This is a genomic window from Sulfuritalea sp. (assembly GCF_031426875.1).
Lineage (GTDB): Bacteria > Pseudomonadota > Gammaproteobacteria > Burkholderiales > Rhodocyclaceae > Sulfuritalea.
Genome location: NZ_JASJPC010000008.1, coordinates 218454 through 237921 on the forward strand (window position 1 = coordinate 218454; position 19468 = coordinate 237921).

Sequence of the window (19468 nt, forward strand, 5' to 3'; positions counted from 1 at the left end):
AACACTCCGCGTGCGCGCTCAGCTCTTGAGAAAAGTCGGATGCAGGCCTTGCCAGGACAGGCGCGGCCATTCCAGGGCGTCGAGCATGTTCTTGACCCGCAGGCCGAGTTCGGTATCGCCCTCGATGGTCAGGCTGCGATTGAAAAACAGGGTGTCGGGATCTTCCTGGCGGCTCACCATCTGCAGAAAGGCCGACAGGCGCGCCGTGAAGTGCAGGTCGGGGTCCCCCGCGGCAACGAACACGGGCCGGAATGCGCCCTGGCGGTAAGCGAAGTCGGCCACCATGCCGGTGTCCAGCACCGTGACGCGGAAGTAGCGGCCTTCCAGCTCATTCAGGCTATCTTCGGGCAACACGCCCATTTTGCGCGCCGCATTCAGCGCCAGCGCCAGATTCACCGAATGCGGCCATTGCGGCAGGCGCGCACCCAGCCGGGCCACCAGAGACGGCAGAGTGAAAGGTGGAATCGTCGGAAGTTTCAAGGCATTGGCCATCGGGACTCCTTTCGACTTCGCTTCAGACGGACTGGTGCGCCGTGCCGGCGCGACCGAACCAGAAACCATTGACCAGGCCTGCAGGCGCCCAGCTTGCCTGGTCGGCGGCCGGCTGCCCGTGACGTGCCCGATCGAAAGCATCGAGAATATCAAAAGTATGCGCCGGCTGCGGGCTGATGCGCACCGCGTCGATGCCCAGGCGCAGAATTTCGGGCATCTGCTCCAGCAGGCTGCAGGTCTGCGCCGACATGGTCTGGATGCCATTCAAAGTCAGGAAAGCCTGTCCTTCGCGGGTATTCACCAGCATGCCTTCGGGATGGTCGAGGCACTTGAACTGGCAGTCGTCCTTGTTCAGGCCGTAATGGCGCGCCGTGAAGCAGCGCGCCGAGAAGGCCAGCGGCAGCTTGCCGAAGGCGAACACCTCGGTTTCCATGCCGGCCGGACGGCTCTGGTGCAGGGTCTCTATGACGCTGCCGGACACTTCCAGCGGCGGCAGCCAGCGCTTCGCGCCCTGCGCGGCAAAAAAGGCCAGGGTGTGCTCGTTGTAGATGTTGAGGTGCGGACCGGCGACGAACCCCAGCCCCGCGTCGCAGGCGATCTTGACCGCGCCCAGGTCGTTGGCCTCGATCATGCCGCCGGCGTCGGCGATCAGGCGGCGCAGGGCCTTGAGATCGCTTTCGGATTCGAGCAGGGCCTGCGCCGTGAGCACGACTTCCTTGCCGGCATCGCGCAGATCCCTGGCCAGGCCGATCCAGTCTGCCGTGCGCAACTGCTGGCGGCGCGAACAGACCGCCTCGCCGATGTAAATGCGGTCGATTGCCGGATGCTGCGCAGCCTGGGCATAGAACTCCATGACCTCGGCTTTCGGCCAGAAGAACAGCAGCGGTCCCAGGGTAATCTGCATCAGCGCCACGGCCTGTTGTAGGCGCCCAGCGTGATTTGCGAGCCTTCCGCGACCTTGCCCAACTCGGCCGCCCAGGCCGGCTTGACGGCGAACTTTTCCGGCGCGGCGAACGCGGCATCGAGCGCCTGGCGCAGGTTGCGCGTGACTTGCGCAACATAGGTCGGGCTGCGCTGGCGGCCCTCGACCTTGATCGCGGCGACGCCGATCCTGATGATTTCCGGCAGCATTTCCAGCACGTTGAGGCTGGCCGGTTCTTCCATCGCGTAATAGGTTTCGCCTTCGACTTCGAAGCGGCCCTTGCAGATGGTCGGGTAGCCGGCGTTTTCGTCATTGCCGTAGCGGTCGATGAGAATGCCGTTCAGACGCACGTCCATTTCGTTCGGCTTCTTTTCCCACTGCACGAATTTTGCGGGAGAGCAGGCACCGACCGTATTGGGCGATTCGCCGGTGGCGTAGGACGAGAGCCAGCAGCGGCCCTCGTTCATCACGCAGAGGCTGCCGAAGCCGAAAACTTCGATCTCGACCTCGGTGTTGCGGATCACGTTCTCGACCTGGGCCAGGGTCAGCACGCGCGGCAAAACGGCGCGCTGGATGCCGAACTTCTCGCGGCAGAAGTTGATGGCTTCGTAGCTGGTGGCCGAGGCCTGCACCGAAAGGTGGCGGCGCATGTCCGGATAGGTTTGTGCTGCGTAGTCGAGCACCGCCGGATCGGCGATGATCACCGCGTCGATGCCCAGCGCGGCAGCCTTGTCCACCGAGGCGGTCCAGTCGGCGAAGCGCCCGGCCTGGGCATAGGTATTGATCGCCGCCAGCACCTTGCGCCCGCGCTGATGGGCGTAGCGGATGCCTTCGGCCAGGCTCTTCTCGTCGAAGTTCAGCCCGGCGAAGTTGCGCGCGTTGGTGTCGTTGCGAAAGCCCAAATAGACGTCGTCGGCGCCGTTATCGACGGCCGCCTTGAGTGCCGCGAGACTGCCGGCCGGACATACGAGTTGAGGTTTTGCCGCCATGTACCACCCCTAAAAGCAGGCGGGCAGTGTAGTTGAGCAGCGGGAAAAATCAACTGATCCGCGTCAACCCGGGACAAAGTCAGGCCAAATCGGCTGCCAGCGAGGCGCGTACCGGTTCCGCCAGGGGATCGGTAGATGCCGTGTAATGAGGGTGATCGATCCCGGCGGAGAGTGCGGCGCCGCCTTTTGCGGCGGCGACCATGCCGGCCGACAGCTCGAAGCGCAGGAAATGCACGGCCGAGGTCTTTTGTTCGTTCTCGCGCTCCAGATCCTCGTCGGCGATCGCGAACACCGGGTCGAAGCCCTCGACGCGGACCCAGACGCGGTCCTCGACTCCCTTGAGCTTGCCCAGCATCTCGTGCCGCTGCTGCTCATCGGCGTACTCGATCTGCATCGTGACCTTGAAGTTGCTGCCGGTCGGTACCAGCGGCACATAGGATTCCAGTTCGTGGCGGATGCCGTCTTCCTCGAAGATCTTTTCGACGCGAAGCATCTCCTGGATCTGATAGCGGATCAGCAGTTCGTTTTCGAATATCAACAGGATGTTCTCGCCCAGCTTGACCCGGCGCAGCTTCTTCTGCGCCATGACCTCGTCGCGCATGGCTGCACGGGCCTTGGCATAGGCTTCGAGGGTCATCAGTGAATCGCGGGTGATCATTGGGTGCTCCATCAGTATTTTCAGTATTTCAAAACAGAAATTCAGCCACAGAGGACACAGAGAAAGCCGAAGGACAAAGGCTCAAAAGTTTTTCCTCTGTGAACTCTGTGTCCTCTGTGGCCAAAAAGGTCTTGTATTTAGTCCAGCCCGTAGGCGATGCGCAGCAGGGTCAGCGGATGCTGTTTCTCTTTTCGGCCCGTCGCGCCGGCTTCGTTCATGCCCTGCAGGATGTGGCGCCCGGCAATGGCGCAGTCGGAGCTGACGTAGTCGGGCTCGTCCTTGGCCATTGCCTTGAACACCGGTTTGCCGATTTTCATCGACAGCGCGTAATACTCTTCCTTGACGCCCCAGGTGCCGTCGTGGCCGGCGCAGCGCTCCACGGTATTCACCGTTGCCCCCGTCAGCTTGAGCATTTCCTCGGTCTTGCGGCCGACGTTCTGCACCCGCGAGTGGCAGGGGATGTGATACGAGACGCGGCCCAGCGGCACCTTGAAGTCGGTCTTGAGCAGGCCGTCCTTGTGGCGCAGGACGAAATACTCGAAGGGGTCGTACATGGCTTCCGACACCGCCTTGCAACGCACGTCGGCGGCGAACAGCAGTGGCAGCTCGGCCTTGAACATCAGGGTGCAGGAGGGCACCGGGGTCACGATGGCGTAGCCGGCCTGGGCCAGGTCGTAGAGGCGCGGGATGTTGCGCTCCTTATACTTCTCCACAGTTTCCAGGTCGCCCAGCTCCAGCTTGGGCATGCCGCAACAGGTTTCGCCCTGGACCAGCACGTAGGGAATCTCGTTGTGGTCGAGCAGCTTGAGCAGGTCGTGGCCCAATCCCGGCTCGTTGTAATTGACGTAGCAGGTCGAAAACACCGCGACTTTCCCGGGTGAGCGCTCGCCCTCGCGTACCGGGTGGTTGTGGCTGACCGATGCGTTGGCGCGGAAGTTGGCGCTGTCGAACTCGGGCAACTGGCGCTCTTTCTGTACCCCGAGCACTTTTTGCAGCACGGCGCGCGCCGGACCGTTCCTGTTGGCGGCGTTGACGAAATGAACCACCACCGGAATCGAGGACAGGGTGCCGACCAGTTCGGTCGAGGTCAGCAGCTTGTCGCGGAATTTCATCTTGCCCGTCTTGTACTGGATCGCCTTGGCGCGCAGCATGGTGTGCGGGAAATCCAGGTTCCAGGCGTGGGGCGGCACGTAGGGGCACTTGGTCATAAAGCAGACGTCGCACAGATAGCACTGGTCGACGACTTTCCAGAATTCCTGTTTCGGCACGCCGGCGGTTTCGGCGTCGCCCGCCGCGTCGATCAGGTCGAACAGGGTCGGAAAGGCATTGCACAGCGAGACGCAGCGGCGGCAACCGTGACAGATGTCGAAAATGCGTCCGAGCTCCTTCTCGCAGGCCGCTTCGTCGTAGAAGTCGGGTTCCTTCCAGGCTATCGGGTGGCGGGTCGGAGCTTCCAGATTGCCTTCGCGCATGACGTCCTCAGGGCTGCTGATAAGGTGGAATACGTCGCCAAGCACGTCGTGTCAGATTCGAGCGCAGCGAGCTAATTGATAGCCTCCCCCGCGAGGGGGAGGACGGGAGGGGGTGGGCCCACTTGCCAGCTTGAGGCAATGCGACGCCAAGGAATTTTAAGATGCGAGGGTGGCTCATCGAAGCCATGAGCGTTAAGAAGGGTGTTGGGGCGGGGGGTGAAAGTAGGCGCTGGCGGTACGGCGCGCGGGCTGGCCGCGTGCCGTCCGCAGGGTTTTATCAGCCGTTCAGGCTGTCCAGCGTCCTCTGAAACTTGTTGGCATGCGAGCGCTCGGCCTTGGCCAGCGTCTCGAACCAGTCGGCGACTTCGTCGAAGCCTTCGTCGCGTGCGGTCTTGGCCATGCCCGGGTACATGTCGGTGTACTCATGGGTTTCGCCGGCAATCGCGGTCTTCAGGTTGGCGGAAGTTTCGCCGAAGGGCAGGCCGGTGGCCGGGTCGCCACAGGTTTCGAGATATTCGAGGTGACCATGGGCGTGGCCGGTCTCGCCTTCGGCGGTGGAGCGGAACACGGCGGACACATCGTTGTAGCCTTCGATGTCGGCCTTGTTCGCGAAATACAGGTAGCGGCGGTTGGCCTGGGATTCGCCGGCAAATGCGGCCTTCAGGTTGCCTTCGGTTTTGGATCCCTTGAGTTCCATAATTCTGCTCCTCTGGTTGGATGGGAGGCGCCGTGTCCATGCACGGCCCCAAGTCACTGAGACATCAGCTCGTGGACCTGAGCAAACTCTAGCCGAGTAACCCGACAAGTTCTAATTGTATTTTTCGACTGCCACAATAGGCACGGACTATCGCGTCGTCGCATGAGTGCCGGGCAACCGGCAGTCGAGCAGCGCCTCGCGAATCACGTCGATTGCCTTATGTCGCGGAAAGCTGGAACGCCAGACGAGACCGACGCGGCGCGTCGGCGTCGGGTCGACGAAGGGCTTCACGCGCAGCAGCGGATCGTCGGCGGGGATGCCGTCGACGCTGCTGGCCGGCATCACCGTCACGCCGACGCCGGACGAAACCATGTGGCGTATCGTCTCCAGCGAACTGCCTTCGAGCACCTGGGGCGACTCGCCGCGGCTGGCCCGGGCGCACAGGTCCAGCACCTGGTCGCGAAAGCAGTTGCCCGCACCCAGCATCAGCAGCGGTTCGTCGAGCAGCTGCTCGGGCCGCAAGGACTTGAGCCCGGCCCAGGGATGGGCCACCGGCACCAGGGTGCGGAAATCCTCTTCGTAGACCGGCTGAACGACCAGCCCGGGTTCCTCGATCGGCAGCGCCAGCACCAGCACGTCGAGTTCGGAGGACTTGAGCCTTTCCAGCAGGTTTTCGGTGTAGCCCTCGGCGATGTACAGCGGCATTTGCGGCGCGCGCAGCTTGACGCGCGGCACCAGGACCGGCAACAGCCACGGGCCGATGGTGTAGATCACGCCGAGACGCAAGGGGCCACATAGCGGATCCTTGCCGCTCGCGGCGATCTCGGCCACCCGGGCGGCTTCGGCCAGCGCTCGCTCGGCCTGCGCCACCACCTGGGTGCCGATCGGCGTGGCGCGGACGTCGCCGGAACTGCGCTCGAACAAGGCGATGCCGAGTTCTTCCTCAAGCTTCTTGACTGCCACCGACAGCGTCGGCTGCGAGACATTGCATTTGTCAGCCGCGCGCCCGAAGTGGCGCTCCCGGGCCAGGGCGACGATGTAGCGAAGTTCGGTCAAGGTCATGGCGAATTGGCGGAAGCGGATATGAAACGTCGCTGTGGTCGGAGCCGGCCGGGTCTGCAGGCAGGGCCGGCTTCAGTGAACGCGAGACTATCACGGTCGTCGGATCGTCGCCGGAAACGATGCCAAAGCCATGTTTCAACGTCAGTTTCAAGGCTTGCGTATTGCCGGCCTGGATGATGCCGTGCATCTCCTGCTGCCCGGCCGCGACGGCGATGCCCAGCAAGGCCTGCAGCAGGCGGCCGCCGATGCCGTGTGCGCGGTACTGCGGCAGGACCATGAGCGCGAACTCGGCCCTGCCGTCCGCAGCGACATACTCGCCGTGGCCCAGCACCTGGCCATTGAAGCCGACCGCCAGCACTGCGACGCGGTCGCGCCAATCGACGGCGTCGAGGCGGCGCAGCAGTGCCAGGTTGGGTGCCTCCCCATGGGAAAAATGGCGCTGATATAGGCCGGCGCGGTCCATCGCGGCGAGAAAACCGGCTACCTGGTTGCGGTCGCTCGCGCCGGCAGGCCTGACTTCGACCTCCAGGAAATCGGCCGCCCAGGGCTGGCGGGCGCTCACGGGACTACCCTCCCCCCAGCCCCCTCGCCAAGCGAGGGGGTGACTACGGTGCGCCGCTGCGCCGCTTCGTGGATAGGCCGCGCTCCGGCGATAAAGTCGGCCGCCGCCTTGATCACGGCGGGATCCTCAAGCAGGCGCCGATGACCCAGGCCGCGTGTCGCCAGCAGACGGGCGCGGGGCCAGTTGATCACATGGCGGCGGCCTTCGCTCAAGGGCACCTCGCGATCCTCGCGGTCATGAATCACCAGCAAGGGCTGCTCGCCACTGACGCGTTCGGCCTCGAATTCGCTCCAGTTCACGCCGAAGCGATACTCGATGCGGCGCTGCATCGCAGCGCGTAGCGGCTCCGGCCAAGCCAGCTTTTCGGCGATGCGGCGCGAGGATGCCGCGAGGCTGGCCGGGGGTGCGATCAGCACCGCGCAGCCGATCACCGAACGGCGCGCCAGGGCGCCCGCCGCCACCGCGCCGCCGACCGAATGGCCGACGATCGCATGCACGCTGCCTAGGTGGTCCAGCACCGCGTCGAGTGCCTGCTGGATGTGGGGCAGCGATGATTCCCGGCCGCCGGTCATGCCATGCCCCGGCGCATCGAAGGCCACCACCGAAAATCCTTGCGCGAGCAGCGGCGCGATGAAACCGCGCAACTGGGTGCCGCGCCCGCCCCAACCATGCAACAGCACGACCGCCGGATCGGCGGCACTGCCCCAGCGCCAGGCGATGAGACGGCCCGAGATCAGCGGTATTGGCAACAGGCTGGCCTCTTCGAGCGTCAGCAGCTCGGCGTCGGAAAAAGCATGGCGCGGCGGCGTCAGCATCAGGCGCATGGCCCGCTCGATGGCGCGGTGGGGGGATGCTTGCCAGAGCACGCGAAAAACCGCACGCTGCAAATATACCTTTGTCGAGAACTTCAGCGAACGAACGATCGTGCTGTTTGTTGGCCAAAAAAAAGCAGCCTTGAGATTCAGTTCCATGATTACTCCTTCTGCTGGATGACGGCATGGTCGCGGACCAGTCGGTCGAATGCAGCCAGCGCCCGGCGGTCCGCATCGGGGTCGCTGAACAGGCGGCGGTTCTGCTGCGCCGCCTGGTAAATCCCGTTGAGCTCGAATACAAACTGCTCGATGTCTATATCCGGCCGCAGTTCGCCGGTTTCCACGGCCTTGGCCACAGTCTCGGCCAGCGTGCGGCGCAGCGCCAGCAGGCTGTTCTTGACCTCGTCGCGCAAGGGCCCCGGCTGGTCGTCGAATTCCAGGGCGGCGGCATTGATCACGCAGCCCCCGGGCAGGTTCACCGCGCGGGTCCAGTCCAGCCAGTTGATCACCATGGCGCGCAAGCGCCCCAAACCGCGCGGCAGGCGCAAGGCCGGGCGCAGCACGACTTCGGCAAAGCGTGCCTGCGATTCGCGCAGCACCGCCAGCTGCAGTTCCTCTTTCGAACCAAAATGGGCGAACAAGCCGCTCTTCGACATGCGCGTGCGTTCGGCGAGCACGCCGATGCTCAATGCCCCGACGCCGATGCGACTTGCCATCGAGAACGCCTCGTCGAGGATTGCCTGCCGTGTTTGTTCGCCTTTGCTCATGGACACTTTATAGAACGATCGTTCGTTAGTGTCAACCCCCAGTGCGAGGAAAGCTTCCGAAGCGCACGAGAGTTGGCGCTGGCAACACGGCAGTCCCCTCGCCGCGCCGACCGGGAAAGCTTACGGACTGCCGAACTTACATGTTGCCGAGATCGGCAATGGCATCGACCACCATGCCGGTACCGACCGCGATCAACAGGATGTCGGTGGCGACGCGCACGTACTTGTGGCCGGCCGGCGGCACCCCCAGGCTCACCACCACGTGCGGCGGCAGATCGTAATAAATCACGTCGCGCGGCAATGGCCGGCCCTGCACCCACTTCTTGGCCTGGCCGGGAGGCAGGCAACCGTTATGCTTCTTCGCCAGTCCGGGCGGGCAGCGGCCGGAACGGAAGCTTTTCTCGTAATACTGCCGCACGACAACGCGCTGCTGATCGTTGAAATAGGATTTTCCCCGCCCGTCGCGGCCTTCGTCGCGCCGGCCGTCATTGCGCGATTTGGATTCCTTGGCCTGCTTTCCCGGCTTGCCATTGCCGGCCCAATCCGGCTTGTCCGCAAACACCGGACCGGCGGCAAAGACGCCAGTCACGAACAAGGCCAACGCCACTTTTCTTTGCAGGATGATTCGCATGATTATTCTCCGTAGATCATGATCGGAAGCCTGGCCATCAAGGCTAAAGCCATTGCGAGTATGCCCGCGGCCTGCTGAAAAACCTGTGCGTTATCACACAAGTGCTTGGATATTGTCCGCCCCGGCCGGGTTCCCGCAAAGCGCAACCGGCTCGATCATGATACCCGCCGTGTTTCCAAACACGGCATGACATTGATATTCGTCAATGCATTTGCATCTTGAAGGCACAGAATGAACCTGAAAGTTGCGAATCTGTTTTAAACTTGAATGAATACCACGCGCGTCGCGTTTCTTCCGTCGGTCGTCCTGCCTTGGCCCGCGGCGCACCGACGATGCAGCCGACATCCCATCCGCGCCGGCATGACAGGCTTGCCGCGCACGGTCGGATATTGCGGTTCGGCTTGACGCCCGCCATCGACCTGCAGAGCACAGAATAGAAAAGCCATGAGCCTTGGCGCTAACCAGGGAGGTAAGCCAGCACGCACCTCATTGATGCCGAATCGATCCCGATTCCGGCTGTTGCGCTATTTCACGATCGCGGGACTGGCTTCCTTCCTGATCGTCGGCATTGCCCTGTACCTGCTCGAAGAAAGAGAGCTTGCCTTCTTCAAACAAGTACAGCAGGGCCAATCGAAGTTTTTCAGGGAAGCCCAGGCCGAACTCGCCGTCGAAACCGAGCAGACTGCGCGGAAGAATCTGGTGACGGCGCAGGAGACTGCCAACGTCAATCTGACGCAGCTTTTTGCCAATGCCCTGTGGGAGTCCGACTTCGCGCCGCTGGTGAACCGGGTCCAGTCGATTTCGCTGGATCGCTGCAGGGCGATGGCCGAAAAAACGGCGCCGGGCCCGGCAGCCGACGTGCGCCAGGAATGCTTCGCCGAACTGGGGCTGAAGATCAGGTCGCTGCCCGGCTTCACCGCGCTGGACCGGCGTGCAATCGCCGCCATGCGCAACAGCAACGTGTTCAAGATCAAGGTCTTCGATCTGCGCGGCTTCACCGTCTATTCTTCGGATCACCGCAACATCGGCGAGGACAAGGCCGCCAATGCCGGCTGGCGATCGGCCGTGACCGGCAAGGCCGCCAGCGAGCTGACTCATCGCAACCAGTTCAGCACCTTCGAGGGGATTGTCGAGCACCGCGATCTGCTCTCCAGCTATATCCCGATGCGTCGCCACGGCAGCCAGGAGGTCGTCGGCGTTTTCGAGATATATGCCGACGTGACGCCGATGCTGGAGCAGATCAAGACCAGCTCCGCGCAGCTTGCCGGCCTGGTGGCCGCGAACCAGGGAAAAGTCGAACAGGCGTCGAAACGCAATATCGAAATCGTTGCATCGAACGCGGCCAATGTGCTGAATATCGTCGGCGCCTTGCTGGTGCTGTTGTTCGTGACGCTGCTGTATATCGTCAAGCGCGGACAGGACATGATCGATGAGCAGATGCTGGTGCGGGAACAGGCTGCGGCGCGCGAGCGGCTCTGGCATCGGGAGAAGATGGCGGCGATGTCGACCATGGCGGCCAATGTTTCGCATGAGACGGGCAACGCCCTGACCGTGATCGCCTCCCTCGCCGAGGAGCTTGCCGATCCGCAGCTGACCGGCAGGGATCCGGCCGACGTCGCCCGGGAAATACGCGAGCAAAGCCGCCGCGTGTTTCAGATGACCCGCCAGATAAATGCCTTTGCGGCGGCCAGCGATCAACCCGAGTTTGCCAACGTCAACCCGCTGATCGAGGCCGTCTGCTATTTTTTCAGCTTCGACCGCCGCTTCCGCAGCCCCATCGAATTCCGTCCTGGCGAAAACCTGCCGTGGTGCGATTTGATTCCCGATTACCTGAAGGAAGTCCTGATGAATCTGCTGCCGACCCGGCACGGACACATCATTGTCGAAACCGCACCGTGCAGCAAGGGCGTGCGGATCCGGATCCGCTCCGAAGCAGCCGCTGAAGGGTCGCCGCAAGAGCACGATCCGCTGTCCGCCGACCGGCTGGAAATAGCCATCCGGCGCGTCGGCGACATGGGCGGCAGCCTGGCGCTGGGCGGAAGCAACGGCGAACTGATCGAGATCGAACTTCCGGCCTGCATGCGCGAAGACAGTCCGCACTGAGCGCCCCGATACGGAAAACCCGGCGCGAGCCCAGGCAATCATGGCGACCCAGTCCGCTGCCCTGCCTCCCCTGATCGCGGCGCTTCTGGCACCGAGCTGCTATCCGCATCCGGCGGCCCGCGTCGAACTGGTCGAAACCCATGCGTCGTGGCTGCTGCTGGCCGGCGAGTTCGCCTACAAGATCAAGAAACCGGTCACCCTGCCCTTTCTTGATTACGGCACCCTGGCGCGGCGCGAGGCCTGCTGCCGTGCCGAGTTGCTGCTCAACCGGCGCTTCGCGCCGGCGTTGTATCTCGACGTGGTGCCGATCGGCGGCAGTCCGCAGCAGCCGCAACTGGGCACCAAACCCGCGATCGAATGGGCGGTGCGCATGCGGCGCTTCGACGAGAGCGGCCGCCTCGACCGGGTCGCGGCCCGCGGCGAGCTGCAGCCGGCCCACCTGACGCAACTCGCGGCCACGCTCTGGACCTTCCACGAAACTGCGGCGGTCGCCGCCGCCGAGACGCGTTTCGGCGCAGCGCAGCAGGTGCTGGCGGCAGCGCAGGAAAATTTCATCGAACTGCGCCAGCTGCTGCCGGCCGGGGCCCAGCCGCAGGTCGAACAACTGGCGCGCTGGACCGACGCGGAGTTCCAGCGCCGCGCCGCCGATTTCGCCGCGCGCAAGGCCGGCGGTCGCGTGCGTGAAGGCCACGGCGACCTGCATCTGGGCAATCTGGTGCTGATCGAAGGGCATGTCACGCCCTTCGACTGCATAGAATTCAACGAGGACTTCCGCTGGAGCGACGTGATCAGCGAAATCGCCTTCGTCTGGACCGACCTGCTCGACCACCGGCGCCCAGGGCTTGCGGCCTGGCTGCTGAATGCGTGGCTGGAAATCGGCGGCGACTTCGACTCCATGGCCGTATTGCGCTTCTACGCGGTGTACCGTGCTGTGGTGCGCGCCAAGGTCGCGGCCCTGCGCGCCGGCCAGCAGGATGCCGCGCAGCGGCGGGCCGAGCTCGACACCGCAGGCGCGTATCTGCGGCTGGCGTGGCAGCTCGCCGTACCGCCAGCGCCAACTTTGGTCATCACCTGCGGCCTGTCGGGCTCGGGCAAAACCACGGCCAGTTCCGCGCGCCTGCTCGACCCGACCGCCACGTCGGCCGGCAGCCTGGTGCGCCTGCGCTCGGACGTCGAACGCAAACGCCTGTTCGGCCTGGCGCCGCTGGCCGCCAGCGGCTCGGCGCCCGACGCCGGCATCTACACCGCGCAGGCCACCGTGCGCACCTATGCGCGGCTGCACGCCCTGGCGCGCGAGCTGCTCGCCGCCGGCTGGCCGGTGATCGTCGATGCCGCCTTTCTGCGGCGCGAGGAACGCGCGGCCTTCCGCCGGCTGGCAGAAGAGCTCGGCGTCGGTTTCGGCATCCTCGCCACCGAGGCGCCAGCGGCCGAACTGCGCCGCCGACTCGTGGCGCGCAGCGGCGACGCTTCGGAAGCGAGCGTGGCGATACTCGACCGGCAACCGAGTTGGTTCGAGCCGCTCGACGCGGACGAGCGCGGCTACACCGTCCGCGCCTGAATCAGGCCTGGCTGCCGGATGTCGCGGCGACGCTGTAACGCGCCAGGCCCTCCAGCACCAGATTGTCGATCAGGCGAAACGGCAGGTCCAGCTGCGGCGCAAGCTCCTGGGCCGCGCCGCCCGAGAGCAGGCACAGCGCGTCCTCGCCAAGTGTCGCGTGGATGCGTTCGATGGCGCCCAGCGTCGCATGGATCGCGCCGCTGACGATGGCATCGTCGGTGTTGGTCGGCTGCGCCCGGTAATGGCCGGCGGCATGCGGCAGATCGGCGGTGTTGCGCGCCAGCGCGGCGCGCATCAGGGCCAGCCCGGGCAGGATCAGGCCACCGCGAAACAGGCCCTGGGCGTCGAGCGCATCGATCGTGGTAGCCGTGCCGGCCATCACCACCACAGCCGGGCCCGCGTGCAGCGCCCGCGCCCCGATCAGCGCCGCCCAGCGGTCGGCACCGAGTTGCTGCGGCGTGTCGTAGCCGTTCTTCACGCCGCAAGCCGTGGCCGATCCGGTCAGCCAGACCAGCGGCACATCGAGGCTGCCGGCCAGCGCCGCGATGCGCAGGCGGATCGCTTCGCCGGCCACGTTACAGGCCACGATGCGGCTCGGCCGCTGCGGCAGCTGCACGATCAGGGCATCGAAGTCCGGGTAGGCGAGTAGGCCCTGCAGGCGCCAGCCGCTGTCGTCCCTGAGGCCGTACTTCAGTCGCGTGTTGCCGGCATCCAGGCAAAGCAACATGGTCGCGGATCAGGCGCGGCGCAGCGAGACTTCGCCGGACAGGATGCGCTCGCTGCGGCCGTCGACGTCCAGCAGCAGCGCGCCGTCGCCATCGACGCCGCGACAGATGCCGACGACGGGGGCGCCGAAATCGCTGGCAATGCTCACCGGGACATCCTGGAAGGCATGGCGCGCCAGCCATTCCGGGCGGAGTGCGGCGAAACCCGCGCTACCGAAGCTTTCCAGCGCGGTCAGCAGTTCGCCGAGCAAGGCGGCATACAGCGCGTTGCTGTCGGCCGCGACGCCGGCGGCGTCGATCGCACCGATGGCGGCCGAGGCGGCGCGCACATCGTCGGGCATACCCGGCGGCAGCTGCAGGTTGATGCCGATGCCGATCACGGCGGCATGCGGCGCACCGGGCACCAGCTCGACCAGGATGCCGCCGAGTTTGCGCCCCTGCTTGAGAATGTCGTTGGGCCATTTCAGCGCCGCATCGCCAGCGCCAACTTTCTGCAGCGCGCGCGCGACGGCGACGCCGACAGCGAGCGACAGGCCGGCCGGCGCGGTGCCCGGCGCAAAACGCCAGAGCAGCGAAAACGTCAGGCTGTCGCCGGGGCTGGAAAACCAGCTACGGCCGCGCCGGCCGCGGCCGGCGGTCTGTTCCTCGGCGATGACGACGGTGCCGGACGGGGCGCCGGCCTCGGCGCGGGCCAGCAATACCGCATTGGTCGAATCGCAGCTTGGCAGCACGTCGATATCGAAACGGCGCGCGGCATTTCCCAGCTTGGCGACGATGGCGGCAATGGTGGCAGGCATGATGGATCCCCGATGACAGTGGGTTGCCGGCAGGGCCGGCCTGGTCATGCTGACTATACTTGAAGCCGCCGCGGCGCGTCAGCCCTCCTCGGCCTTGAGTTCGTCCAGGCCGAGTTCCTGGATCTTGCGCGTGATGGTGTTGCGCCCGATACCGAGCAGTTGCGCGGCATCGATGCGGCGTCCGCCGGTGGCATTCAGTGCGCGCCGGATCAGCGTGGCTTCGAACTCGCGGTTGAGCTGATCGAAGACCTGGCCGGGCGCCGCGGCCAGCAGCCGGTCGGCTTCGCCGGCCAGTGCCGCGCTCCAGCTGGCCGGCAGATCGCGGCGCGCAGCACCGTCCTGGCCCTCGCGCAGTTCGGCGGGCAGGTCCGGAATATCCACGCTCTGGCCGGGGGCCATCACGGTCAGCCAGTGGCAGAGGTTTTCCAGTTGCCGCACGTTGCCGGGGAAATCCAGGCCCTGCAGGTACTTGAGCGCCGCATCGGTCAGGCGCTTGGGTTCGCCGCCGAGCTCCTGGGCGCTTTTCTGCAGGAAGTGCCTGGCCAGGAGCGGGATGTCGTCGCGCCGCTCGCGCAGCGGCGGCAGGCGCAGGCGGATCACATTGAGGCGGTGGAACAGGTCTTCGCGGAACAGGCCGGCCTTGACCCGCCCTTCGAGGTCCTGGTGGGTCGCGGCGATCACGCGCACGTTGGCCTTGACCGGCTGGTGGCCGCCGACGCGATAGAAGTTGCCGTCGGACAGCACGCGCAGCAGCCGGGTTTGCAGCTCGGCCGGCATGTCGCCGATTTCGTCGAGGAACAGGGTGCCGTTGTCGGCCTGCTCGAAGCGTCCGCGGCGCAGAGCGGCGGCGCCGGTGAAAGCGCCCTTTTCGTGGCCGAACAATTCGGATTCCAGCAGGTCGCGCGGTATCGCCGCGGTGTTGATGGCGATGAAGGGCGCATCCTTGCGCGGGCTGTGCCGGTGCAGGGCGCGCGCCACCAGTTCCTTGCCGGTGCCGGACTCGCCGTTGATCAGCACCGTGGCGTGCGACTGCGACAGTCGGCCGATGGCGCGAAAGACTTCCTGCAGCGCAGCGCCCTGGCCGAGTATCTCCGGTACGGCGCGCGTTTCCTCGGCTGCACCATTCTGGTGCGCCGCTTGCGTGAGAGCCCGCCGCACCAGATCCACGGCCTGATCGACGTCGAAAGGCTTGGGCAGGTATTCGAAGGCGCCGCCCTGGAAGGCCGCGACGGCCGAATCGAGATCGGAATAGGCGGTCATGATGATGACCGGCAGGTCGGGATAGTGCTCCTTGACGTGGCGCAACAGGTCGAGGCCGCTCTTGCCGGGCATGCGGATGTCGGAAACCACCACCTGCGGCCGCGCGCCGTGTTCGAAAGCCGCCAGCACTTCGTCGGCGGAACCGAAGCACCTGGCCGCGATGTTCTCCCGGCCGAGGGCCTTTTCCAGCACCCAGCGGATCGAGCGGTCGTCGTCGATGATCCAGACCGGATTCATGGTCTGCCACCACAAGCGGCCGGCGGGCGGGCGAAAAGTCTGTTCGTCATGCTTCTTCCTTCTTCTTTCTGGCCAGCGGCAGCATCAGCGAAAAACAGGTGCGGCCGGGGCGCGAGTTGACCTCGATGGTTCCGCCGTGCTGCTGGACGAAGCTCTGGGCGATGGTGAGACCGAGACCGCTGCCATTCTCGCGGCCCGACACCAGCGGATAGAAGATCTTGTCGCGAATCTCCTCCGCGACGCCGGGCCCGTTGTCGATCACCTGCAATTCAAGTGCCAGATGGTGGTGCTTCTTCGCCAGCGTAACCTGGCGCGCCGCGCGGGTGCGGAAAATGATTTCGCCATGGCCTTGCATCGCCTGCGCCGCGTTGCGCGAAATGTTGAGGATGGCCTGGATCAGCTGTTCGCGGTCGCCGGTCATATCGGGCAAGGACGTGTCGTAGTCGCGGCGCACGGCGACGTCATGATATTCGGCATGGATCAGGCGCCGCACGCGTTCGAGGATCTCGTGGATATTCACCTGCGCCGGCTGCATCACGCGGTGCGAGGAGAGCAGGCGCTGCATCAGGTCCTGCAGGCGGTCGGCCTCGTCGATGATGACCTGGGTGTATTCCTTGAGCGGTTCGCTGGACAGCTCGCGCTCCAGCAACTGTGCCGAACCGCGTATGCCGCCGAGCGGATTCTTGATCTCGTGCGCCAGGTTGCGCACCAGCTCGCGGTTGGCCTGCTGCTGCTGGGCCAGCTGTTCCTCGCGCGCGGCCTTGAGCTGCTGGTCGATCGGCCGCACTTCGAGCAGCAGGCGCGCACTGCCGCCTTCCACGGGCGTCACCGTGCAATCGACATGCAATTGCGTTTCCGGCGTCGGCTTGATCAGGATGTTGTGGCCGGTGTAGCTCCAGTTGTTCTTCAGCGCATTCTCGAGCGCGGCCGAAAGTTCGGGCGGATCGCCGACCAGGCGCTGCAGGGGGTGGCCGAGCAACTGGCGCGAACTGACCGCGAACAGGTTCTCCGCGGCCGGATTGACGTGGCGGATGATCAGTTTGGCATCGACCAGCACCACGGCGGAAGACAGCAGATCGAGCCCGCTGAAGGCATGAAAGGTTTGGCTAGCGTTCATCACCGGTGATTCTTGCAAGAAGCACACCAGCGGCGCCGAATTTCATCTGCGCCGCGAATCAGCGCAGGTTGCCGAGTTCTTTCTTCAGCGACTCGACGTTGCGCTCGTGCAGCGCCACGGTATCGCGCAGCGGCTGCAGCTTGTCCGGTGACTGGTTACCGGCATCCTGCAGGGTCTTTCTGGCTTTCTCGGCGTTCTGCAGCTCGGTGGCCAGTTCCCTGTCCAGAATCGCACGTCGATCGCCGTCGCGGATCCTCTGTTCGTTGCTTGAAATGCGCGGGAAATCGCCAGGCGTCGGCGCCGCCGCGGGGCGTTGCCTGACCACGCCGCCGGGAGGCGGAGGCGGTGACTGGTAGGAAAGCACGGTGCAACCCTTGCGGGTGACCTTCTGGTTGGTAAGCAGCACCGCACCGGACTCGTCCGTACACTTGTAGAGCGTGTTGGCGGCGGCTGGCAACGCCAGCAACAGCGACAGGGGCAGCAGGAACATCTTCATGCCGCCCAGTGTATGTCAACGGCGGAAACATCGCCAGAACACCATCCACGATGCTCCCGCTGCGGACATATCCCGCCAGGAGATATCGCGTCCGCGGCGAGTACGCCGCAGACATATCCCATCGGGGGATACCGTCCCCGCCTCCTGCGGGGGGCCTTGCCCGCCGGGGATTGCGCTGCGCGCGCCGGCGATAAAAAAGGACGGGCAAGGCCCGTCCTTTTTGTCGCCGCGTCCGCGGTCATCCGTAGCGGCGAGGTCAGCTGCTGGCCCGCCTGCTACGCATCCACAGCGAAGCGGGCAGGGGTTTTTCCTGCCCCTTCTTGTTGTGCAGGGGTCACATCAGGAGCCTCATCAGATCGAGTAGTACATCTCGTACTCGAGCGGATGCGTGGTCATGCGGAAGCGCGTGACTTCCTCCATCCGAAGTTCGATGTAGGCATCGATCATCTCATTGCTGAACACGCCGCCGCGCAGCAGGAATTCGCGGCCCTTGTCGAGGTATTCCAGCGCCTGTTCCAGGCTGGAGCAGACGGTCGGGATCTTCGCGTCTTCTTCCGGCGGCAGGTCGTACAGGTTCTTGTCGGCCGGATCGCCGGGGTGGATCTTGTTCTGGATGCCGTCGAGGCCGGCCATCATCATCGCGGTGAAGGCCAAGTAGGGGTTGGCACCCGGATCCGGGAAGCGCACTTCGATGCGGCGCGCCTTGTCGTTATGCACGTAAGGGACGCGGATCGAGGCGGAGCGGTTGCGTGCCGAGTAGGCCAGCTTGACCGGGGCTTCGAAGCCCGGCACCAAGCGCTTGTAGGAATTGGTCAGCGGGTTGGTGATGGCGTTCAGGGCGCGGGCGTGCTTGATGATGCCGCCGATGTAGTACAGCGCCGTATCGGACAGGCCGGCATAGCCGTTGCCGGCGAACAGGTTCTTGCCGTCCTTCCAGATCGACTGGTGCACGTGCATGCCGGAACCGTTGTCGCCGACGATCGGCTTGGGCATGAAGGTCGCGGTCTTGCCGTAGCTGTGGGCGACGTTATGCACGATGTACTTGAGGATCTGGGTCCAGTCGGCGCGCTGCACCAGGCTGCTGAACTTGGTGCCGATTTCGCACTGGCCGGCGGTGGCGACTTCGTGGTGATGCACTTCCACCGGCACGCCGCAGGCTTCCAGCGCCAGGCACATCTGGGCGCGGATGTCGTTCAGGCTGTCGACCGGCGGCACCGGGAAATAGCCGCCCTTGACCGTCGGCCGGTGGCCGCTGTTGCCCGACTCGAACTTGTCGCCCGAGGCCCAGGCGGCTTCTTCGGAAATGACTTTGCAATAGGAGCCCGACATGTCGATCTTCCACTCGACGGCATCGAAAATGAAGAATTCGGGTTCCGGGCCGAAGTAGGCCGTGTCGCCGATGCCGGAGGACTTCAAATAGGCCTCGGCGCGCTTGGCGATCGAGCGCGGATCGCGGTCATAGCCCTTGCCGTCGGCCGGTTCGACCACGTCGCAGGTCAGCACCAGCGTAGTTTCGTCCATGAAGGGATCGATGTAGGCGGAATTGGCGTCGGGCATCAGCTGCATGTCGGAGGCCTGAATACCCTTCCAGCCGGCGATGGAGGAACCGTCGAAGGCATGGCCGTCTTCGAATTTTTCCATGCCGAAGGCGGAGATCGGCACGCCAACGTGTTGTTCCTTGCCGCGGGTGTCGGTAAAGCGGAAGTCGACGAAACGAACTTCCTTTTCTTCAACCAGTTTGAGTACGTCCTGGGGGGTCATGAGCTGCTCTCCTGAGAGTAAATGGCAAATGCTGTGAAATCGATACCGAAACAATAACGGTGCAGCTCGCAGATAGCAGGTAGCGTGCCATCAAAACCTGCGCCGCAAAACGAAGTTTCAGTGAAGGCTAACGCCGTCCCTATTGGCGTTAAGCCGAAACTAAAACTCATTGATTCAGTGAAGGCTAACGCCGGCATTATCCGCGTTAAGCCGAAACTAAAACACATTGTTTCAGTGAAGGCTAACGCGGGCATTATCCGCGTTAAGCGCAGCGGCCGAAACTAAAAGAACGCGATTGTGCCACAAGTCTTTTTGCTTCTCGATACCTCGATACATGCACCAAGATAATG

19 protein-coding genes are annotated in these 19468 nt (G+C 64.5%); 2 read left to right on the forward strand and 17 right to left on the reverse strand.

Features of this window, described 5'->3' with window-relative positions; translation table 11 throughout:
* Positions 1-18: 18 nt before the first annotated feature.
* The 11 genes from RMO95_RS04620 to RMO95_RS04670 all read right to left on the reverse strand — a co-directional run bounded on the left by RMO95_RS04620 (position 19) and on the right by RMO95_RS04670 (position 9064).
* Positions 19-492 carry an SCP2 domain-containing protein gene (locus RMO95_RS04620; protein WP_310449417.1) on the reverse strand — a complete coding sequence of 158 codons (474 nt, stop codon included), beginning with the start codon at positions 490-492 and terminating at the stop codon, positions 19-21.
* A 22-nt stretch (positions 493-514) separates the two neighbouring features.
* On the reverse strand, positions 515-1396 hold the full coding sequence (locus RMO95_RS04625) for a U32 family peptidase (protein ID WP_310449418.1): 882 nt from the start codon (positions 1394-1396) through the stop codon (positions 515-517).
* Positions 1396-2403, reverse strand: a complete 1008-nt coding sequence (locus RMO95_RS04630) for a peptidase U32 family protein (protein ID WP_310449419.1) — start codon at positions 2401-2403, stop codon at positions 1396-1398. Before RMO95_RS04630 ends, RMO95_RS04625 begins: the two co-directional genes overlap by 1 nt.
* A 79-nt stretch (positions 2404-2482) precedes the next feature.
* Complete coding sequence (locus RMO95_RS04635) at positions 2483-3061, reverse strand: DUF3501 family protein (RefSeq protein WP_310449420.1); 579 nt, start codon at positions 3059-3061, stop codon at positions 2483-2485.
* Between the two features lie 137 nt (positions 3062-3198).
* Complete coding sequence (locus RMO95_RS04640) at positions 3199-4533, reverse strand: heterodisulfide reductase-related iron-sulfur binding cluster (protein ID WP_310449421.1); 1335 nt, start codon at positions 4531-4533, stop codon at positions 3199-3201.
* A gap of 277 nt (positions 4534-4810) precedes the next feature.
* Positions 4811-5230, reverse strand: a complete 420-nt coding sequence (locus RMO95_RS04645) for a rubrerythrin family protein (RefSeq protein ID WP_310449422.1) — start codon at positions 5228-5230, stop codon at positions 4811-4813.
* Positions 5231-5377: 147 nt separating this feature from the next.
* Entirely contained in the window at positions 5378-6292 is a 915-nt protein-coding gene (locus tag RMO95_RS04650) for a hydrogen peroxide-inducible genes activator (RefSeq protein ID WP_310449423.1), read from the reverse strand.
* A complete protein-coding gene (locus tag RMO95_RS04655) occupies positions 6225-6854 on the reverse strand; it encodes a GNAT family N-acetyltransferase (protein WP_310449424.1) in 630 nt (209 codons plus the stop codon). The genes RMO95_RS04650 and RMO95_RS04655 overlap by 68 nt, the downstream gene beginning before the upstream one ends.
* Complete coding sequence (locus RMO95_RS04660; protein WP_310449425.1) at positions 6851-7825, reverse strand: alpha/beta fold hydrolase; 975 nt, start codon at positions 7823-7825, stop codon at positions 6851-6853. The genes RMO95_RS04655 and RMO95_RS04660 overlap by 4 nt, the downstream gene beginning before the upstream one ends.
* A gap of 2 nt (positions 7826-7827) precedes the next feature.
* Positions 7828-8433 (reverse strand): TetR/AcrR family transcriptional regulator, encoded by a 606-nt coding sequence (locus tag RMO95_RS04665; protein WP_310449426.1) that lies wholly within the window; start codon positions 8431-8433, stop codon positions 7828-7830.
* Between the two features lie 136 nt (positions 8434-8569).
* Positions 8570-9064 carry a hypothetical protein gene (locus RMO95_RS04670; protein ID WP_310449427.1) on the reverse strand — a complete coding sequence of 165 codons (495 nt, stop codon included), beginning with the start codon at positions 9062-9064 and terminating at the stop codon, positions 8570-8572.
* Positions 9065-9583: 519 nt separating this feature from the next.
* Between RMO95_RS04670 and RMO95_RS04675 the strand changes: the two genes are divergently transcribed.
* Complete coding sequence (locus tag RMO95_RS04675) at positions 9584-11167, forward strand: histidine kinase dimerization/phospho-acceptor domain-containing protein (RefSeq protein WP_310449428.1); 1584 nt, start codon at positions 9584-9586, stop codon at positions 11165-11167.
* A gap of 40 nt (positions 11168-11207) precedes the next feature.
* The gene (locus RMO95_RS04680; RefSeq protein ID WP_310449429.1) at positions 11208-12725 is read left to right on the forward strand and encodes an AAA family ATPase; all 1518 of its coding nucleotides are present in this window, start codon (positions 11208-11210) and stop codon (positions 12723-12725) included.
* 1 nt (position 12726) lies between these two features.
* Here RMO95_RS04680 and RMO95_RS04685 read toward each other — a convergent pair whose 3' ends face one another.
* The 6 genes from RMO95_RS04685 to glnA all read right to left on the reverse strand — a co-directional run bounded on the left by RMO95_RS04685 (position 12727) and on the right by glnA (position 19118).
* Positions 12727-13452 (reverse strand): type III pantothenate kinase, encoded by a 726-nt coding sequence (locus tag RMO95_RS04685; RefSeq protein WP_310449430.1) that lies wholly within the window; start codon positions 13450-13452, stop codon positions 12727-12729.
* A gap of 9 nt (positions 13453-13461) precedes the next feature.
* A complete protein-coding gene (locus RMO95_RS04690) occupies positions 13462-14247 on the reverse strand; it encodes a biotin--[acetyl-CoA-carboxylase] ligase (protein WP_310449431.1) in 786 nt (261 codons plus the stop codon).
* 78 nt (positions 14248-14325) lie between these two features.
* Entirely contained in the window at positions 14326-15744 is a 1419-nt protein-coding gene (gene ntrC, locus RMO95_RS04695; protein WP_310449432.1) for a nitrogen regulation protein NR(I), read from the reverse strand.
* 46 nt (positions 15745-15790) lie between these two features.
* Positions 15791-16861: a nitrogen regulation protein NR(II) gene (gene glnL, locus RMO95_RS04700; protein ID WP_310449433.1), complete on the reverse strand. Its 1071-nt coding sequence runs from the start codon at positions 16859-16861 to the stop codon at positions 15791-15793.
* A gap of 58 nt (positions 16862-16919) precedes the next feature.
* Positions 16920-17351: a DUF4124 domain-containing protein gene (locus RMO95_RS04705; RefSeq protein WP_310449434.1), complete on the reverse strand. Its 432-nt coding sequence runs from the start codon at positions 17349-17351 to the stop codon at positions 16920-16922.
* Between the two features lie 357 nt (positions 17352-17708).
* Entirely contained in the window at positions 17709-19118 is a 1410-nt protein-coding gene (gene glnA / locus RMO95_RS04710) for a type I glutamate--ammonia ligase (protein WP_310449435.1), read from the reverse strand.
* Positions 19119-19468 lie beyond the last annotated feature (350 nt).

What these genes read in the sequence shown, in the direction of transcription:
- RMO95_RS04620 (WP_310449417.1), bottom strand. Translation starts at nt 492, where the DNA reads ATGGCCAATGCCTTGAAACTTCCGACGATTCCACCTTTCACTCTGCCG.
- RMO95_RS04625 (WP_310449418.1), bottom strand. Translation starts at nt 1,396, where the DNA reads ATGCAGATTACCCTGGGACCGCTGCTGTTCTTCTGGCCGAAAGCCGAG.
- RMO95_RS04630 (WP_310449419.1), bottom strand. Translation starts at nt 2,403, where the DNA reads ATGGCGGCAAAACCTCAACTCGTATGTCCGGCCGGCAGTCTCGCGGCA.
- RMO95_RS04635 (WP_310449420.1), bottom strand. Translation starts at nt 3,061, where the DNA reads ATGATCACCCGCGATTCACTGATGACCCTCGAAGCCTATGCCAAGGCC.
- RMO95_RS04640 (WP_310449421.1), bottom strand. Translation starts at nt 4,533, where the DNA reads ATGCGCGAAGGCAATCTGGAAGCTCCGACCCGCCACCCGATAGCCTGG.
- RMO95_RS04645 (WP_310449422.1), bottom strand. Translation starts at nt 5,230, where the DNA reads ATGGAACTCAAGGGATCCAAAACCGAAGGCAACCTGAAGGCCGCATTT.
- RMO95_RS04650 (WP_310449423.1), bottom strand. Translation starts at nt 6,292, where the DNA reads ATGACCTTGACCGAACTTCGCTACATCGTCGCCCTGGCCCGGGAGCGC.
- RMO95_RS04660 (WP_310449425.1), bottom strand. Translation starts at nt 7,825, where the DNA reads ATGGAACTGAATCTCAAGGCTGCTTTTTTTTGGCCAACAAACAGCACG.
- RMO95_RS04665 (WP_310449426.1), bottom strand. Translation starts at nt 8,433, where the DNA reads ATGAGCAAAGGCGAACAAACACGGCAGGCAATCCTCGACGAGGCGTTC.
- RMO95_RS04670 (WP_310449427.1), bottom strand. Translation starts at nt 9,064, where the DNA reads ATGCGAATCATCCTGCAAAGAAAAGTGGCGTTGGCCTTGTTCGTGACT.
- RMO95_RS04680 (WP_310449429.1), top strand. Translation starts at nt 11,208, where the DNA reads ATGGCGACCCAGTCCGCTGCCCTGCCTCCCCTGATCGCGGCGCTTCTG.
- RMO95_RS04685 (WP_310449430.1), bottom strand. Translation starts at nt 13,452, where the DNA reads ATGTTGCTTTGCCTGGATGCCGGCAACACGCGACTGAAGTACGGCCTC.
- RMO95_RS04690 (WP_310449431.1), bottom strand. Translation starts at nt 14,247, where the DNA reads ATGCCTGCCACCATTGCCGCCATCGTCGCCAAGCTGGGAAATGCCGCG.
- ntrC (WP_310449432.1), bottom strand. Translation starts at nt 15,744, where the DNA reads ATGAATCCGGTCTGGATCATCGACGACGACCGCTCGATCCGCTGGGTG.
- glnL (WP_310449433.1), bottom strand. Translation starts at nt 16,861, where the DNA reads ATGAACGCTAGCCAAACCTTTCATGCCTTCAGCGGGCTCGATCTGCTG.
- RMO95_RS04705 (WP_310449434.1), bottom strand. Translation starts at nt 17,351, where the DNA reads ATGTTCCTGCTGCCCCTGTCGCTGTTGCTGGCGTTGCCAGCCGCCGCC.
- glnA (WP_310449435.1), bottom strand. Translation starts at nt 19,118, where the DNA reads ATGACCCCCCAGGACGTACTCAAACTGGTTGAAGAAAAGGAAGTTCGT.